This is a genomic window from Herbidospora galbida, assembly GCF_005233835.1.
Lineage (GTDB): Bacteria > Actinomycetota > Actinomycetes > Streptosporangiales > Streptosporangiaceae > Herbidospora > Herbidospora galbida.
Window position 1 is genome coordinate 1 of the sequence record NZ_SZQA01000001.1, and the last position, 15,578, is coordinate 15,578.

The window sequence follows — 15,578 nt, forward strand, 5'->3', positions numbered from 1 at the left end:
CAGCCGCCGGCGCAGCAGCCGCAGATCCCGGGCCGCGCGGGCCCGGCCGGGCAGACGCCGCAGGCGGTGCGTCCGCCGGCGCCGCCCAAGCCGGTGACGCTGGGGTCGGTGGCCGACATCGAGGTGGTCGACGACACCGCCTCGACGCTGACCCGGACCAACGGCAAGCCGAGCCTGGGGCTGTCGATCACGATGAAGCCCGACGGGAACGCGGTGACGATCTCCCACGAGGTCCGTGATCTGCTGCCGGAGCTGACGGCCGGGCTGGGGTCGGGGGCGACGCTGACGGTGGTGTTCGACCAGGCGCCCTATGTGGAGCGGTCGATCCACGACCTGACGACCGAGGGCCTGCTGGGCCTGGCGTTCGCCGTCCTCATCATTCTGATCTTCCTGCTGTCGATCCGGTCGACGCTGGTGACGGCGGTGTCGATCCCGCTGTCGGTGGTGATCGCGCTGATCGCGCTGTGGGTGGGCGACTACTCGCTGAATCTGCTGACGCTGGGCGCGATGACGATCGCGGTCGGGCGGGTGGTCGACGACTCGATCGTGGTCCTGGAGAACATCAAGCGCCATCTGGGTTACGGCGAGCCGAAGCGGCAGGCCATCCTGGGCGCGGTCCGTGAGGTGTCGGGCGCGGTGACGGCCTCGACGCTGACGACGGTGGCGGTGTTCGCGCCGATCGCGTTCGTGGGCGGCATGGTGGGCCAGCTGTTCTCGCCGTTCGCGGTGACGGTCACGGTGGCTCTGCTGGCCTCGCTGCTGGTGTCGCTGACGGTGATCCCGGTGCTGGCGTACTGGTTCCTGAAGGCGCCGGCGCTGTCGCCGGAGGAGGCGCGCCGGGTGCGGGAGGAGGCCGAGGCCAAGGAGCTGCGCTCGCCGCTGCAGCGCGCCTACCTGCCGGTGCTGCGGTTCGCGACGCAGCGGCGCTGGGTGACGCTGGCCATCGGGCTGGTGATCTTCGCCGGGACGATGGCGCTGGCGCCGAACCTGAAGACGAACTTCCTCGACTCGGCCGGCATGGACAGCATCAACATCACCCAGCGGATGCCGGTCGGCACGAACCTGGCCGCGACCGACGAGGCGGCGGGGAAGGTGGAGCGGGTCCTGGCCGACGACCCGGGCGTGGCCTCCTACCAGGTGACCGTCGGCGGCGGCAACCAGTTCATGGGCGGGGCGGGCGGCAGCGCCGACCGGGCCTCGTTCTCGGTGACGCTGGCCGAGGACGTCGACGCCGCCGCGCTGCAGGAGGGCCTGCGGGAGAAGTTCGCGGAGCTCGGCGCCGGCGTGGGGGAGATCACCGTCGGCGGTGGCGGCGGCGGGGGCGGCTTCGCCTCCGACCAGCTGCAGGTGATCCTGCAGGGCCCCGACGTCGATCAGCTGTCGGCGGCCTCCACGACCGTCGTCCAGGCGCTGGCCGGGGTGAAGGGGCTGCGTGACGTGGCCTCCAACCTGGAGGACAGCGCCGACCGCATCGAGGTCCACGTCGACCGCGAGAAGGCGGCCGAGAAGGGCCTGACCGAGGCCGCGATCGGCCAGCAGGTCGCGCAGGCGTTCCGCGGCGCGCCCGTCGGGTCGATCGACATCGACGGCCGGGCCGCCGACATCGTGCTGCGCACCGGCGACACGCCCGAGAGCCTGGGGCAGGTCGAGGACCTGGAGATCGCCTCGGCGACCGGCATGGTGAAGCTGACCGACGTCGCCGAGGTCGCCAAGGACGCCGGCCCGACGCAGATCAGCCGCCTCGACGGTGAGCGCACCGCGACCGTGTCGGGGGCGGCCGACGCCTCCAACCTGGGCGCGGTCACCACCGAGGTCACCGCCAAGCTCGACACGCTGACCCTGCCCGCCGGGGTCACCGCCACCGTCGGCGGCGCCTCGGCCGACCAGGAGGAGGCGTTCGCCGACCTGGGGCTGGCGATGGTGCTGGCCATCGCGATCGTCTTCATGATCATGGTGGCGACGTTCTCCAGCTTCGTGCAGCCGCTGATCCTGCTGGTGTCGATCCCGTTCGCCGCGACCGGCGCCATCGGCCTGCTGCTGATCACCGACACGGCGCTGGGCGTCCCGGCGCTGATCGGCATGCTGATGCTGATCGGCATCGTCGTCACCAACGCGATCGTGCTGATCGACCTGGTCAACCAGTACCGCGAGCAGGGCATGGGCGTCGTGGAGGCCGTCATGGAGGGCGGCCGCCGCCGCGTGCGCCCGATCCTGATGACGGCGCTGGCCACCATCGGCGCCCTCACCCCGATGGCGGTCGGCCTGACCGGCTCGGGCGGCTTCATCTCCCAGGCGCTGGCGATCGTCGTCATCGGCGGCCTGGTCTCCTCGACGCTGCTGACGCTCGTCCTGGTGCCGACCCTGTACGTCATGGTCGAGCGGGCCAAGGAACGCCTGCGCCGCACCCCCAAGCACGAACGCCAGCTCGAGGTGTACGACGAGGACGCGCTCACCCCCACCCGGTGAGCATGCGGGGATGCGCGGCTTGGATAAGCTCGGGGAACGTGACCGACAAGCCGCGCATCCCCAACGTCCTGGCCACCCGCTACGCCTCGCCCGCCCTGGCCCGCCTGTGGTCTCCCGACCACAAGGTCGTTCTGGAGCGGCGGCTGTGGGTGGCCGTGCTCAAGGCCCAGGCCGATCTCGGGATCCCGGTCCCCGCCGACGTGATCACCGCCTACGAGAAGGCGGCCGACACCGTCGACCTGCCCTCGATCGCGGCCCGGGAGCGCGTCACCCGCCACGACGTGAAGGCGCGCATCGAGGAGTTCAACGCGCTGGCCGGCCACGAGCACGTCCACAAGGGCATGACCTCGCGCGACCTGACCGAGAACGTCGAGCAGCTGCAGGTCCGCGACAGCCTCCTGCTGGTCCGCGACCGCGTCGTGGCCCTGCTGGCGCGGCTGGCCCGGCTGGCGGGGGAGTACTCGGCGACCGTCATGGCCGGCCGCTCCCACAACGTCGCCGCCCAGGCCACCACCCTCGGCAAGCGCTTCGCCACCGCCGCCGACGAACTCCTCGTCGCCCACGAGCGGCTGGATGACCTGATCGCCCGCTACCCGCTGCGCGGCGTCAAGGGCCCGGTCGGCACCTCCCAGGACATGCTCGACCTGCTGGGCGCCGACCGGCTGGCCGACCTGGAGAACCGCGTCGCCGCCCACCTCGGCTTCACCCGCGCCCTTACCAGCGTCGGCCAGGTCTACCCGCGCTCCCTCGACTACGACGTGCTCACCACGCTGGTGCAGCTGGCCGCCGCGCCGTCGTCGCTGGCCAAGACGATCCGGCTGATGGCCGGCCACGAACTGGTCACCGAAGGCTTCCAGGAGGGCCAGGTCGGCTCCTCGGCGATGCCGCACAAGATGAACACCCGCTCCTGCGAGCGCGTCAACGGCCTGACCGTCATCCTGCGCGGCTACGCCTCCATGGCCGGCGAGCTGGCCGGCGACCAGTGGAACGAGGGCGACGTGTCCTGCTCGGTCGTCCGCCGCGTCGCCCTGCCCGACGCGTTCTTCGCCTTCGACGGCCTCATCGAGACGATGCTGACGGTCCTGGACGAGTTCGGCGCCTTCCCCGCCGTCATCGAGGCCGAACTCGACCGCTACCTGCCCTTCCTCGGTACCACCAAGATGCTCATGGCCGCCGTCAAGGCCGGCCTGGGCCGCGAGGCCGGCCACGAGCTCATCAAGGAACACGCCGTCGCCGCGGCGCTGGCGATGCGCCAGGACGGCGGCGGCAACACCCTGCTCGACCGCCTGGCCGCCGACGACCGCTTCCCGCTGTCACGCGCCGACCTCGACGCGCTGCTGGCCGACCGGGTGTCGTTCACCGGCGCCGCCGCCGACCAGGTCGCCGCCGTCGTCGCCCGCGTCGCGGAGATCACCGCCGAGCACCCGCAGGCGGCCGGGTACGCGCCGGGCGCCATTCTGTGATCGAACTGCACCACGCCGAGCAGGTCGCCGCCGCCTGCGGTGGCGACGACCTGCTCGTCTGGACGGCCCAGCGGCTGCCCGCCGGGGGAGCCCGCGCCTGGTCGCACGGCGACTCCGTCGCGGTGGCCTGCCCGGCGGTGTCCAAGCACGACCGGCTGGCGGTCTTCGGCGCCGCGGGGGATCCCGCCCAGGCGGAACTCGTGCGGCAGGTCTGGCGGGAGATGGGCACCGGCTACCGGCCCTTCGGCGACCGTGAGGTGATCCACCGGCTGGTGGAGGCGATGCCGGAGGAGCTGGGCCCGGCCGGGAACTTCACCTGGATGACCGTCGACCCCGACACCGTCCGCCTCGACGGGTCCGCCCCTCTCGAGTCCAGCACTCGCGGATCCGACCCTCGCGGGCCTGACACCGCTGGGCCTGACACCGCGCGGCAGAACGCTGGGCGGTTGGAGGCTGGGCGGCTGGAGGCTGGGCCGGCGTCCGCCTCCGGGCCGCGAGGGGAGAAGCCGCGATCCGCTGCCGCCGGCTTCGCAGGACCGGCCGTGCTGGTGAGGCCCGGCGTCCGCTGGCTGGATCCCGGCGCCGAACCGGAGGTCGCCCAGGTGCTGGCCGTGGCCAACCCCGACGCCTACGCGCGCCCCGGCATGCCCGGCGTCACCCGCTGGGCCGGTGTCCGCGACGACGCCGGACGGCTGGTGGCCGTCGGGGCCGACGCCTGGTCGGCGCCCACCGTCGGGTTCGTCGGCGGGGTCGCCACCCTGCCGCAGGCGCGGGGGAGCGGCCTGGCCGGGGCGATCTGCCGGTTTCTCACGGCCACGCTCCTGGACCGGCACGGCCGCGTCTCCCTGATGGTCGACGACGTCAACGCCGCCGCGCTGGCCGTCTACCGGCGGCTGGGCTACGCGCGCAGGCCGGTGGCGGCGACCCGGGCCGTACAGGAGGCATAAAACCAGGTGAGCGGCGCGGCCCGACCATGCACAGTGAGGGAATGATGTCCGCGTTTGTCCCCGGCCTGGAGCTGTGCCGCGCCTACTACCACGACGTGCTGCGGCCCCTCCTCGACGACGGCTCCCACCCCGTACCCCACAGCGCCGCGCTCATCGGCCCCGGATCGGAGGTCCTCGGCTTCGACACCGCCCGCTCCGCCGACCACGACTGGGGCCCCCGCGCGATCATCTTCGTCCCCGCCGGACGCGCCGAGGAGATCCGCGACCGCGTCTGGCAGCGCCTGCCCGCCGAATACGGCGGCTTCCCGACCGCGTTCGGGTCCGACATGCATCCGGCGAAGCCCGGCGTCACCATCACCGAATTCACCCCCTGGGCCCGCGACCAGCTCGGCTTCGACCCGCGCGACCCCATCGGCGTCGACGACTGGCTGGGCGTGCCCTGGCAGCGGCTGGCCGAGTTCACCGGCGGCGACGTCTTCCACGACGGCCTCGGCGAACTGTGCCCCGCCCGCCGCCGCCTGCGCTGGTACCCCGACGACGTGTGGCGCTACGTCCTGGCCTGCCAGTGGACCCGCATCGCCCAGGAGGAGAGCTTCCCCGGCCGCGCCGGCGAAGTCGGCGACGACCTCGGCTCGGTCCTGGCCACCGGCCGCATCGCCCGCGACCTGATGCGCCTGACCCTGCTCATGCGGCGCCGCTACCCGCCCTACACCAAGTGGCTCGGCAGCGCCTTCAACCGCCTGTCCGGCTCGGCCGAACTCGGCGACGCCCTCACCGGAGCCCTGCGCGAGACGACCTGGCAGGGCCGCGAACACCACCTGTCCACCGCCTACCGGCGCGTCGCCGCCCTCCACAACCGGCTGGCCCTCACCGCCCCCGTCGAACCCGGCACCCGCCCCTACCACGACCGGCCCTTCCAGGTCATCGGCGGCCACCGCTTCGCCCGCGCCCTCATGGACGCCGTCACCGACCCCGCCATCGCCCGCCTGGACCTCGTCGGCGCCGTCGACCAGGTCGCCGACAACACCGACGCCCTCACCCACCCCCGAAGAGCCCGCAACCTCGCCGCGGCGGCCCGCTGACCGGGGGCGGCGAACCCGTCCGACCGGCGCCACCGGCACGCCGGCGAAGTCACCGCCAACCGCCCGGCGCCCGCAACCTGACCGCGCCCCGCCCGCCGAACGGGGCTCCGGCACTCTCAGACCAGGCCAACCGGCCACGCCGACGCCAGCCGCCACTGTCCGCAGAGCCCGCAGCCGCCCGCTGAACGGGACTCTGACACTCGCAGACGCAGACGCAGACCAGGCAACCGCCCCGCCCCGACGCCGGCCGTCACCCTCCGCAGAGCCCGTTACCTGGCCGCAGCCGCCCGCCGAACCGGGCTCCGCCTCACAGGCCGGCCTCAGACCAGGGCCACCGGCCGCACCGACGCCAGCGCGGGCAGCAGCGCCGGCAGGTCGGCGAGGGTGCGGATCGTCGGGACGCCCGCCGGGGGAGGAGCCGACCCGTAGCGGTCGAGCCACACGCCGTGCATGCCCGCCCGCGTCGGCCCGATCGCGTCGAGGTGCAGGTTGTCGCCCACCAGCACCACCTCGGACGGGTCCAGGCCCAGCTTCGAGGCGGCCGCCGTGTACACCTCGGCCGACGGCTTGAAGTTGCCGCCCAGCGCGTCGGGGGTCAGCACCGGGTCGAGCCGGTCGAGCAGCCCCAGCCGCCGCAGCTTCGCCTCCTGCTGCACCGGCTGGCCGTTGGTCAGCACCCCCAGCGTCAGCCCCGTGCCCGACAGGCGCCCGACGAGGGGAGCGGCGTCGGGGAAGGCCGTCCACGCCTGCTCGTACAGGTCGAGGAACTCCGCGTAGGCCCCGTCGAGGTTCACCGGGACCCGCACGCCCATCCGCCGGCAGTAGTCGCGCAGCCGCCGGCGCCGCTGCTCGCCGAAGGAGCACTCGCCCCGATGCCAGGCCGGGAGGTGGACGTCCTCCAGCCGCAGCCACAGGCCCGGCCCCTCGGCCAGCAGCGGATGGAACGGGGACCGTTCGGCCGTCCACGCCGTCACCGCGTGCGCCACCGCCGCACGATGATCGAACAGCGTCTCGTCCAGGTCGAAGAGAATGGCCCTGATCATGCCGCCCATCCTCCGGAACCCCTATTACAACGGCGTTTCCACGAAGTGAAAGGGGAAACCGGGCTTACCCACAACCAGTCACGCCCATCATGACAAAGATCACAGGCGTGCGCGGCCAAAACCACAAACAATGGGATAAACCCGGTCCGACCTCTCGCCGCCCACAAAAGGCGGGGGAATGCGCTCCTACCGGGCGGCCGCGGCGTTGGCCGCGATCGAGTCACGGATATACGCCGCCAGCCCCTCGGCCACCCCCTCGTAATTGCGGGCGAACCGCTCGTCGGCCACGTACATCTCCCCGAGACCCACATGGATCTCATACGTGCACTCGTAGAACCACCGGCCGATGTGCTCCCGATGCCGCTCCGCCACCGCCGTCACCTCGGCCGAACCAGCAGGCGCCCCCCGGACGAACAGGGCATGCCACGCCTCCACCAGCCCCCCGGCCTCCGCCTTGATCGCCTCCCAGTCGGCCTTGGAGTACGACGACGTCCGCCGCCGGCTCTCCACCCACGCCGACGTGCCACCCCACCGGCTCTCCGCCTCCTCGGCGTGATCCTCCGGCCGGAACTCCCCGAACACCTCGTAACGCTCCTCCGGCGTCAACGACACACCCATCCTCGCCGCCTCCATCGCGGTCTCCACGGACACCACCAGCGCCTCCAACCGGGCGATCCGCCGCCGCAGCAGCTCATGCTGACGCCGCAGATGCGTCGCGGCGTCCACCCCCGGATCATCGAGAATCGCGGTGATCTCCTCCAGGGGGAAACCCAGCTCCCGGTAGAACAGCACCTGCTGCAACCGGTCGAGATCCGGCTCGGCATACCGCCGGTAACCCGCCGCCGTCCGCTCACTCGGCGACAGCAGGCCGATCTCGTCGTAATGGTGCAACGTCCGCACCGTGACACCCGCGAACGCCGCCACCTGACCCACCGAATATCCCGCCACGCTTCCCCCTCCTTTCCTGACGCGACCCAGCCTGCGGCCTCCCGTAACGTGAGAGTCAAGCCCTATACGGCCCTCTACCGCCCGCCCTAGACACCCGTATCGTGCACAAGCGGATGCGCCCGCATCGCCGCCTCCAGCTCACCCGGCAACTCATCCCGGTACCGGCCCAGCGTGCTCAGATCACCATGACCCAGCACCCGCCGCACCGCGTCCATGTCGGTCCCGCCCGCCAGCAGATGCGTCGCCGTCGTATGCCGCAACCCGTGCGGCGTCACCGACCGCCGCCGCTCCGGATCGACCCGCGCCTGCACCCGGTCGATCACCCCCTGCACGTCACCCCGCGCCAGCCGCCGCCCCCGCCACGACAACAGCAACGCCTTCTCCTCACCCGTACGCACCTCCAGATAGGCCGCCAGCGCCACCGCCACCAGCCGGGGGAGCGGCACATCCCGCGTCTTGCCGCCCTTGCCGAAGATCCGCCAATAGCGCTCACCGTCGTTGGTGTAGAAATCCTCCACATTCGCCCGCACCAGCTCCGACACCCGCGGCCCCACCATCGTCAGCAGCAGCACGATCAGCGCGTCACGCACCTCCGTCCGCTGATCACGCCGCCCCCGCCCCTCATCACCGGCAGGGGAGGAGGCCGCCGCCCCGATCAGCCCCTGCGCCTGCTCCCGCGTCAACGCCCGCCGCTCGGCCCGCAACCCGCCCCGCTCCCGCGCCGTCACCGTCGCCGACGCCATCGGATTCAGCTGCACCCACCCCGCCAGCGCCGCATGCTTGAACAGCGCCGACACCGACCGCCGGAACCGCGCCTGCGACGCCGCGCTCTGCAACTCCCCGCCGTCGGAAGGAGTGCGCCGCCGCTCGTCGGGCTTGCGCGCGAACGCCAGCAGCACCGCGTCGACGTCGTCACCCGACAGATCGTCGAGCACCCCCGACAGACGGCACGCCACCGTCAGCCGCACGAACGTCTGCACATCACGGGCGTACACCTCGGCGGTCGCCCGCGACAGCCCGCCCGTCACCACCTTCGCGCGGACCAGCTCCACATAACGATCCGCCGCCTCTTCCACCGACAACCGATTCAGCTCCGCCGGACGCATGACCCCAGACCCTAACCCCCGCCACCGACAATCCCAGCTCAGTGGCATGATCGATAACATGACATATCCGGAACCGCGCTACCTGGGGGACACCGGGGAGATCAACGCCACCTACCTCCCGCACGGCGCCCCGCCCGACATCACCTACCAGAACGGCGGCAGCTGCACCTACCTCGCGACCGGCGCCACCACCGACGGCAAGTTCGGCCTCTACCGCTGGGACATGGGCGCCAAACCCAGCGGACCCGCCCCGCACTTCCACCGCAGCCTCACCGAATCGTTCTTCATCCTCACCGGCACCGTCCGCATCTACAACGGCCGCGAATGGATCACCACCGTCCCCGGCGACTTCGTCCACGTCCCAGAGGGCGGCATCCACGGATTCCGCAACGAGTCCGGCGAACCGGCCAGCCTGCTGCTGATCTTCTCGCCGGGAGCGCCCCGCGAGGGCTACTTCGAGGGCATCGCCGAATGGGCCGCCTCCGGACGCACCGACCAGGAGTTCTTCGTCAAACACGACACCTTCTGGGTCGACGAGAAGTAACGCTCAGAGGTAGTGACTCTGCTCCAGCACGGCGCGCTCCACATCCGACAGAAACACCCCCGCGGCATCGATCGCCGCGTGACAGGGCGCCCACTGCCCGGAGCGCCCCATGAGCACATCGGAAAGTCCGTGCACAGCGCGCTCCACGACATCGGACGGCCCGTCCACGGCGCGCTCCATCACAGGGGAGCGCGCCACGCCCGCCGCGTCCCGCAACAGCGCCCGCCCTCGGGCGTCACGCGCCCGCGCCGCCGCGGTTCGCGCTGGACTCGTCTCCAGGCCGATGAGCTCCTCGCGCTCCTCCAGCAGCGCGACCCGCGCCCTCTCCAGCAGGGGCAGCAGACCCTCCACCGCGACGGCGGTGATCGCCAGGCGCTGCACCACCCGCAGCCGCAACCGGTTCACCGCCAACGGCAGCGACAGGGCGAGCGCGCCGCCGAACAGGGGCAGCGCCGCCTCGATCGTGCCCACGGTGAGCAGGCGGACCCGCTCATCGGGCACGGCGGCCTGAAGCCGGAAGGCCTCGGCGCGCTCAGGGCCGACCAGTCGCCGCAGCTCGGCCAGCGCGGAAGCTTCGTCGTCCGGGCAGTGCACCAGATTCATCAGGACGTTCTCGCCGGCGTACCGGAGGGAACCGGGCCGGGCCGAGGCCGGATCGGTGGCCCCCTTGAGCCGGCCCATCACCACGCAGGCGTCGGCCCCGTCATGGCGCAGGAGCGTGAGACAGGCCGGGCCGAGGTCGTACCACAGCTGGAACGCCCGGTGCGGCGGCAGCGCGCGATCGGGGGCGTCGTAGAGGCGCAGCATCGTGTCGGCGTCCAGGCGGATCAGCTCGGCGGCGACCGGATCGAGCCCGGCCGAGCGGAAGGCGTCCAAAAGCCCGGGCAGCGCCTGGGTGACCAGCGCGTCGGGCGTCACGAGCGCATAGGTCCAGCTGGCCATGCCTTGACCCCAATCGGATACCAGACAGAATTCACCTTCTGTACGGTATAGGCATCTTTGCCCGTTTTAGGGGTTTTTCAGATGAGGCCGACGAACGCCTCGGCCTGTTCCTGGTTCATGCCGGTCTCGCCGCGCACCAGGAAGACCGCCTGCTCGGTCCGCCCGGCCTCCTTGAGCTCGCGGACCCGGTCGGCCAGGTCGGGGCCGGTCTGGAGGGCGCGTTCGGTGCTGGTGGGGAGGTAGCGGCCCGCGATGATCGATTCGGTGACGAATTTGGCGTCGCGGAGCCCGAGGCCGGTTTCCTGCCGGACGAGTTTGATCGCTTCCAGGGTGCGGCCTTCGGCGCCGAGGTCGCGGACGCGGTCGCGGATGGGTTCGGCGATCTGCGGGATGACGCCGGGTGCCCAGTAGGCGACTTGGGCGCGGGGTCGTCCGCCGGCGGCTCTGACGGCGAGGAGGATGATGCCGGCGATGATGCCGAGGAGGATCAGCAGGATGAGGAGTTCGGCGGGTCCGACGTTGCCCATGACGGCGATCTTACGGCTCCTTTGCCTGCTTGATAATGAACATTATGTCAAGTTGGCTGGTAGGGGTGAAAGGTTCAGCCCGTGCGGCGTGGCGTGCGGGCGCGGTTGCGCTGGTGGGTGCGGGTGCCGGGCCGGTCGTGAGCGGGTCTCGGGATTGACCGGTGCGGGTGGCGGGGTCGAACATCGCCGTTCGTCCGGCTTTCGGCGGGCATGACGTGTCGGCGGGATGGGTGGCGCCGGTGTTCGGGTGGTCGGTCGCGGCGGTGCCGGCTGCCTGTTCCGGGGTCGCCGGTGGTGACGGCCGCACGGGTTACGGCGGTGGCCCGTGCCTGGCTGTCCCCCGTCGCCTGCCGGTGCCGGGGCGTGGTGAGGGGCCCCTCTTTCCCGTGGTTGGGAGGGGGGCTCCTCCGCGTTTCGGTGCGGGTCCGCGAGCTCGGCCGGGCGCTGCGGGCTTCTCCGCGTTGGGGGTTTTCTCCGTTACGGCTCCCGCCTGGCCGGCGCCGGCCGCCGTGGTGAGTTCCGGTCCGGTGGGTGGCGGTGAGCGGGCGTTCGGGGGTTCCGCCGTCACGGGTTCATCCGTCGACGCCGCCCCTCCCCCGACGACCATGAGCCTGTTTGGGCCGCCCGCGCCTCGACCGTACTTTCCCGCTGGGAGGCGTCGGCGGTAAGGGCTTGTGGTCGACCACTGCTCCCTCTCCCCCGCTCCGGCGGCTTCGAGAGCCCGTCGCGCGTGTAGCCGACTCGTGACGGCGTGTACCGGAACGCCCGGTTGCCGTCGCCGACGGGGTGCGACCCACGGCGGCGGCCGGTGCCGGCCAGGCGGGAGCCGTAACGAGAAGGAAGGGGGTTTATGTCCCCTCCCCCGCGAGGTGGTAGTCGAGGGTGTAGTGGTGGCCGTCGTCGTTGATGATCTGGCCGGAGCCGGTGATGCCGGTCAGTTCCCCCGTGCCCGAGGTGGCGACGATCTCCCAGCGCATCCAGGGGGTGCCGTCCGCTCCCCCGCCGGCGCTGTGGGCCAGGACGAAGGTTCCTGTGCGGCCGTTGAGGGTGCCGTCGACGTGTTCGAGGCCGGTGTAGGCGGCGGGGCCGTCGGGGGTGGCGACGGTGAGGATCTCGGTGGTGGAGGTTCCGGTGAGGTCGCCGGTGAAGTGTTTGGTGAGGCGGTGGCGGGCGATGGTGGCGCCGGGGTGCTCGTCGGTGGCGAGGGTGTCCCAGCTGGTGATGTCGAAGGTGCCGGTCGCGTGCATGGGTTCATGGTGGCGGTGATTGCTGTCAGGTTCTGTCAGGTTGGAGCTGCCCGGGGGTAGGGATGTCCCGTCTGCAGGGAGAGGGAGGGAGTGGGGGCGTCGTGGCGGTGCGGTTGACGGTGTCGGCGGAGGCCGATGTGCCGGCGGAGCGGTTGTTCTCGGTGATGACGGACTGGCCGCGGCATCGGGAGTGGATGGTGCTGACCGATGCGCGGGTGACGGAGGGTGACGGGCGGGGGGTGGGGTCGCGGTTGTCGGCGTTCACGGGGGTGGGTCCGGTGGGGTTCACGGACACGATGGAGATCACGGCGTTCGCGGCGGGGTCGATGGTGGAGGTGCGGCACACCGGGGCGCTGGTGCGGGGCGGCGGGGTGTTCCGGGTGTCGCCGTTGCCGGGCGGGCGGAGCCGGGTGGAGTGGGTGGAGGATCTGGAGTTGCCGTTCGGGGCGGTCGGCCGGGTGGGGTGGGTGGTGGCGCGGCCGGTGATGGCGGCGGCGTTGAAGGTGTCGCTGGAGCGGTTGGCGCGGCTGGCGGCTAGGGGGTGAGGGCGTCGGCGGTGCGGGCGCGGACCTGGTGCTCCTGGGCGGGGTCGGTGTGGAGGGTGAGGGTGAGGCCGGTGCGGGCGGCGACGGCGAGGATGTCGAGGAGGGTGGCGTACTGCTCGGGGGGTTCGGCGCTGAGGAGGTCTTCGGCGTGGCGGACGACGAGGGTGGTGGTGCCGGCGCGGACGGCGTCGCCGAGGGAGTCGGCGAAGGCGTCCCAGTTGCGGCCGAAGTAGTCGGGGAAGCGCAGGACCCGCGCCGTCTCGTCGAAGAGGGCGGCGCGGGTGCGGCAGGCGCGTCCGTCGATGACCGCCGGGGCCGGGCCGGTGGTGAGGGTGAGCCAGGTCGGCAGGGGTCGGGCGGCGGTCATGGGCGGTCCTAGAGGCGGTAGAAGTTGGCGTAGTGGTCGGGGGTGTACCAGGTGGCGCCGGTGGCGCGGTTGACGACGATGCGGTAGGCGTCGCGGGCGGCGCCGCGGGTGCGGGGGTAGACGTCGTATTCGTAGTAGGTGGCGTTGGTGGGGAGCTGGCCTTCGCGGTTGTAGTGGCGGCCGCCGGTGTAGTTGTACTTGCCGCCGGTCCAGGCGTACCAGCCGGCGGTGGTCGGGTAGCCCTTGGATTTCCAGATGGTGTTGGCGCTGCGGGCGTCGGCGCAGCGGGTCTGGGTGCAGCTGCTGTAGACGGCGGCCTGGGCGGGGGCCGGGGCGGTGACGGCGATGAGGGAGACCAGGGTGGCCAGGATGAGGGTGAGCCGGGCCGGCCAGGCGAGGTGGGGGCGCTGCGGGGTGGGCACGGTGCCTCCGTGGGGTGCGGGATCGGTCACCCGGAATGATCACTTTCGGGTGTGGTCAAGTGCAATGTAAGACGATCAACGGGACGGTGAACAGTCAGGGGCGGTTTCGGCATGGTCGTGTCCTGGTGGTTCGGGTGGTCGTCCGGGGGTCGGTGGGTGGGCCGGTGATGGTGTGGCGGGCGGTTTGTCAGGGGCCGGGAAAAGGCGTTGCGGAATTGTCGGTGGCCGGGGCTAGGGTCGGGTCTCGTGGCTGAGGAACCGTTGATTGTCGCTCGTGGGCTGGTCAAACGCTTCGGGGAGTTCACGGCGGTCGACGGGATCGACGTGTCGGTGGAGCGCGGGGAGGCGTTCGGTTTCCTGGGGCCGAACGGGGCCGGGAAGTCCTCGACGATGCGGATGATCAGTTGTGTGTCGCCGCCGACGGCCGGTGAGCTGCGGATTCTGGGGATGGATCCGGTGCGTGACGGGGTGGCGATCCGGGGGCGGCTGGGGGTGTGCCCGCAGCTGGGCAATCTCGACACTGATCTGTCGGTGTTCGAGAATTTGACGACGTATGCGCGCTATTTCGGGTTGTCGCGGGCCGAGGCGCGGCGGCGGGCGACGGAGCTGCTGGAGTTCGTGCAGCTGGCCGATCGGGCCAAGGGGAAGGTCGAGCCGCTGTCGGGGGGCATGAAGCAGCGGCTGACGATCGCGCGGGCTTTGGTGAACGATCCGGAGATCGTGCTGCTCGACGAGCCGACGACGGGGCTCGATCCGCAGGCGCGGCATCTGCTGTGGGAGCGGCTTTATCAGCTGAAGCGGCAGGGGGTGACGCTGGTGCTGACGACGCATTACATGGATGAGGCCGAGCAGTTGTGCGATCGGCTGGTGGTGATGGACGGCGGGCGGATCGTCGCGGAGGGGTCGCCGCGGGAGCTGATCGATCGTTATTCGACGCCCGAGGTGGTGGAGTTGCGGTTCGCGGGCGGCGCCGAGGTGGCGGTGAAGCTCGACGGGGTGGGTGAGCGGGTCGACGCGCTGCCCGACCGGGTGCTGGTCTACGCGCGTGACGGTGACGCGGCGGTGGCCGAGGTGCACCGGCGGGGGTTGTCGCCGTCGAGTGTGCTGGTGCGGCGTTCGACGCTGGAGGATGTGTTCCTGCATCTCACGGGCCGGACGCTGGTGGACTGATGGCGCATTCGACGGTGGCGGTGCTGGAGCGGCATCTGACGCTCTACCGCCGGTTGTTCTGGGCGTCGGCGATGTCGTCGTTCCTGCTGCCGGTGCTGTTCCTGGTCTCGATCGGGCTGGGGGTGGGCGGTTATGTGGGCGACCTCGGCGGGGTGAGTTATCTGCAGTGGATCGTGCCGGGGGTGATGGCGGCCACGGCGTTCCAGATGGCGGTGGGTGAGACGACCTATCCGGTGCTGGGTGATTTCAAGTGGACGCGCGGCTATCACGCGATGCGGGCCACGCCGGTGCGGATCGGTGACATGGTGGCCGGTCAGGTGCTGTTCATGGTGGTGCGGGTGCTGCCGCAGACGGCGGTGTTCCTGGCCATTGTGGTGCTGTTCGGCGGGTTGCGGTCGTGGTGGTCGGTGGTGACGCCGCTGGTGTGCGCGGCGGTGGTGGTGGCCTCGGCGCTGCCGGTGATGGGGGTGTCGGCGCGGATCGACAACGACGGCTATTTCGCGCTGCTGTTCCGGTTCGTGATGATCCCGATGACGTTGTTCGCGGGGGTGTTCTTCCCGGTGGCGCAGCTGCCGCTGGTGGCGCAGTGGCTGGCGTGGGTGTCGCCGTTGTGGCATGGGGTGGAGTTGTGCCGGGCGGCGACGCTGGGGGTGGCGCCGCCGTGGCCGATCTGGGCGCATGCGCTGTGCCTGGTGGCGTGGACGGTGGCGGGTGGCTGGTTCGCGATGCGCGGGTTCGCCCGCCGGTTGGCGGTGTAGC

16 protein-coding genes are annotated in these 15,578 nt (G+C 71.6%); 8 read left to right on the top strand and 8 right to left on the bottom strand.

Features of this window, described 5'->3' with window-relative positions:
• The 4 genes from FDA94_RS00005 to FDA94_RS00020 all read left to right on the top strand — a co-directional run.
• Positions 1 to 2,466: efflux RND transporter permease subunit (locus FDA94_RS00005; protein WP_137244937.1), on the top strand; the 2,466-nt coding region annotated here is incomplete at its 5' end.
• A 38-nt stretch (positions 2,467 to 2,504) separates the two neighbouring features.
• Entirely contained in the window at positions 2,505 to 3,929 is a 1,425-nt protein-coding gene (gene purB, locus FDA94_RS00010) for an adenylosuccinate lyase (RefSeq protein WP_137244938.1), read from the top strand.
• Entirely contained in the window at positions 3,926 to 4,876 is a 951-nt protein-coding gene (locus tag FDA94_RS00015) for a GNAT family N-acetyltransferase (RefSeq protein WP_212735078.1), read from the top strand. The genes purB and FDA94_RS00015 overlap by 4 nt, the downstream gene beginning before the upstream one ends.
• 41 nt (positions 4,877 to 4,917) lie before the next feature.
• The gene (locus tag FDA94_RS00020) at positions 4,918 to 5,958 is read left to right on the top strand and encodes a DUF4037 domain-containing protein (RefSeq protein ID WP_212735079.1); all 1,041 of its coding nucleotides are present in this window, start codon (positions 4,918 to 4,920) and stop codon (positions 5,956 to 5,958) included.
• A gap of 320 nt (positions 5,959 to 6,278) precedes the next feature.
• Here FDA94_RS00020 and FDA94_RS00025 read toward each other — a convergent pair whose 3' ends face one another.
• The 3 genes from FDA94_RS00025 to FDA94_RS00035 form a co-directional block, all read right to left on the bottom strand.
• On the bottom strand, positions 6,279 to 7,001 hold the full coding sequence (locus tag FDA94_RS00025; protein WP_170990703.1) for an HAD family hydrolase: 723 nt from the start codon (positions 6,999 to 7,001) through the stop codon (positions 6,279 to 6,281).
• Between the two features lie 186 nt (positions 7,002 to 7,187).
• Complete coding sequence (locus tag FDA94_RS00030; protein WP_137244940.1) at positions 7,188 to 7,949, bottom strand: MerR family transcriptional regulator; 762 nt, start codon at positions 7,947 to 7,949, stop codon at positions 7,188 to 7,190.
• Positions 7,950 to 8,035: 86 nt separating this feature from the next.
• Positions 8,036 to 9,055 carry a tyrosine-type recombinase/integrase gene (locus tag FDA94_RS00035; RefSeq protein ID WP_137244941.1) on the bottom strand — a complete coding sequence of 340 codons (1,020 nt, stop codon included), beginning with the start codon at positions 9,053 to 9,055 and terminating at the stop codon, positions 8,036 to 8,038.
• Positions 9,056 to 9,113: 58 nt separating this feature from the next.
• On the opposite strand from FDA94_RS00035, the gene FDA94_RS00040 reads away from it, so the two are divergent.
• Positions 9,114 to 9,599, top strand: coding sequence for a cupin domain-containing protein (locus FDA94_RS00040; protein WP_137244942.1), 486 nt, complete (start codon positions 9,114 to 9,116; stop codon positions 9,597 to 9,599).
• 3 nt (positions 9,600 to 9,602) lie between these two features.
• Here the strand turns inward: FDA94_RS00040 and FDA94_RS00045 are convergent, their stop codons facing one another.
• The 3 genes from FDA94_RS00045 to FDA94_RS00055 form a co-directional block, all read right to left on the bottom strand.
• Entirely contained in the window at positions 9,603 to 10,541 is a 939-nt protein-coding gene (locus FDA94_RS00045) for a nucleoside-diphosphate kinase (protein ID WP_137244943.1), read from the bottom strand.
• 77 nt (positions 10,542 to 10,618) lie between these two features.
• Positions 10,619 to 11,068: a hypothetical protein gene (locus FDA94_RS00050; RefSeq protein WP_137244944.1), complete on the bottom strand. Its 450-nt coding sequence runs from the start codon at positions 11,066 to 11,068 to the stop codon at positions 10,619 to 10,621.
• Between the two features lie 848 nt (positions 11,069 to 11,916).
• Positions 11,917 to 12,315 carry a DUF3224 domain-containing protein gene (locus FDA94_RS00055; RefSeq protein WP_137244945.1) on the bottom strand — a complete coding sequence of 133 codons (399 nt, stop codon included), beginning with the start codon at positions 12,313 to 12,315 and terminating at the stop codon, positions 11,917 to 11,919.
• Positions 12,316 to 12,416: 101 nt separating this feature from the next.
• Between FDA94_RS00055 and FDA94_RS00060 the strand changes: the two genes are divergently transcribed.
• Positions 12,417 to 12,860 carry an SRPBCC family protein gene (locus FDA94_RS00060; protein ID WP_246059409.1) on the top strand — a complete coding sequence of 148 codons (444 nt, stop codon included), beginning with the start codon at positions 12,417 to 12,419 and terminating at the stop codon, positions 12,858 to 12,860.
• Here the strand turns inward: FDA94_RS00060 and FDA94_RS00065 are convergent.
• Positions 12,850 to 13,227 (bottom strand): barstar family protein, encoded by a 378-nt coding sequence (locus tag FDA94_RS00065; RefSeq protein ID WP_137244947.1) that lies wholly within the window; start codon positions 13,225 to 13,227, stop codon positions 12,850 to 12,852. The genes FDA94_RS00060 and FDA94_RS00065 overlap by 11 nt on opposite strands.
• Positions 13,228 to 13,235: 8 nt before the next feature.
• The gene (locus FDA94_RS00070; protein ID WP_137244948.1) at positions 13,236 to 13,649 is read right to left on the bottom strand and encodes a ribonuclease domain-containing protein; all 414 of its coding nucleotides are present in this window, start codon (positions 13,647 to 13,649) and stop codon (positions 13,236 to 13,238) included.
• 246 nt (positions 13,650 to 13,895) lie between these two features.
• Here FDA94_RS00070 and FDA94_RS00075 point away from each other — a divergent pair, with 246 nt between their 5' ends.
• Both FDA94_RS00075 and FDA94_RS00080 read left to right on the top strand, forming a co-directional pair.
• Entirely contained in the window at positions 13,896 to 14,819 is a 924-nt protein-coding gene (locus FDA94_RS00075) for an ABC transporter ATP-binding protein (RefSeq protein ID WP_170990704.1), read from the top strand.
• Positions 14,819 to 15,577 (top strand): ABC transporter permease, encoded by a 759-nt coding sequence (locus tag FDA94_RS00080; RefSeq protein WP_137244950.1) that lies wholly within the window; start codon positions 14,819 to 14,821, stop codon positions 15,575 to 15,577. The genes FDA94_RS00075 and FDA94_RS00080 overlap by 1 nt, the downstream gene beginning before the upstream one ends.
• Position 15,578: the final 1 nt, after the last annotated feature.

What these genes read in the sequence shown, in the direction of transcription:
- FDA94_RS00020 (WP_212735079.1), top strand. Translation starts at nt 4,918, where the DNA reads ATGATGTCCGCGTTTGTCCCCGGCCTGGAGCTGTGCCGCGCCTACTAC.
- FDA94_RS00025 (WP_170990703.1), bottom strand. Translation starts at nt 7,001, where the DNA reads ATGATCAGGGCCATTCTCTTCGACCTGGACGAGACGCTGTTCGATCAT.
- FDA94_RS00035 (WP_137244941.1), bottom strand. Translation starts at nt 9,055, where the DNA reads ATGCGTCCGGCGGAGCTGAATCGGTTGTCGGTGGAAGAGGCGGCGGAT.
- FDA94_RS00040 (WP_137244942.1), top strand. Translation starts at nt 9,114, where the DNA reads ATGACATATCCGGAACCGCGCTACCTGGGGGACACCGGGGAGATCAAC.
- FDA94_RS00045 (WP_137244943.1), bottom strand. Translation starts at nt 10,541, where the DNA reads ATGGCCAGCTGGACCTATGCGCTCGTGACGCCCGACGCGCTGGTCACC.
- FDA94_RS00050 (WP_137244944.1), bottom strand. Translation starts at nt 11,068, where the DNA reads ATGGGCAACGTCGGACCCGCCGAACTCCTCATCCTGCTGATCCTCCTC.
- FDA94_RS00055 (WP_137244945.1), bottom strand. Translation starts at nt 12,315, where the DNA reads ATGCACGCGACCGGCACCTTCGACATCACCAGCTGGGACACCCTCGCC.
- FDA94_RS00065 (WP_137244947.1), bottom strand. Translation starts at nt 13,227, where the DNA reads ATGACCGCCGCCCGACCCCTGCCGACCTGGCTCACCCTCACCACCGGC.
- FDA94_RS00080 (WP_137244950.1), top strand. Translation starts at nt 14,819, where the DNA reads ATGGCGCATTCGACGGTGGCGGTGCTGGAGCGGCATCTGACGCTCTAC.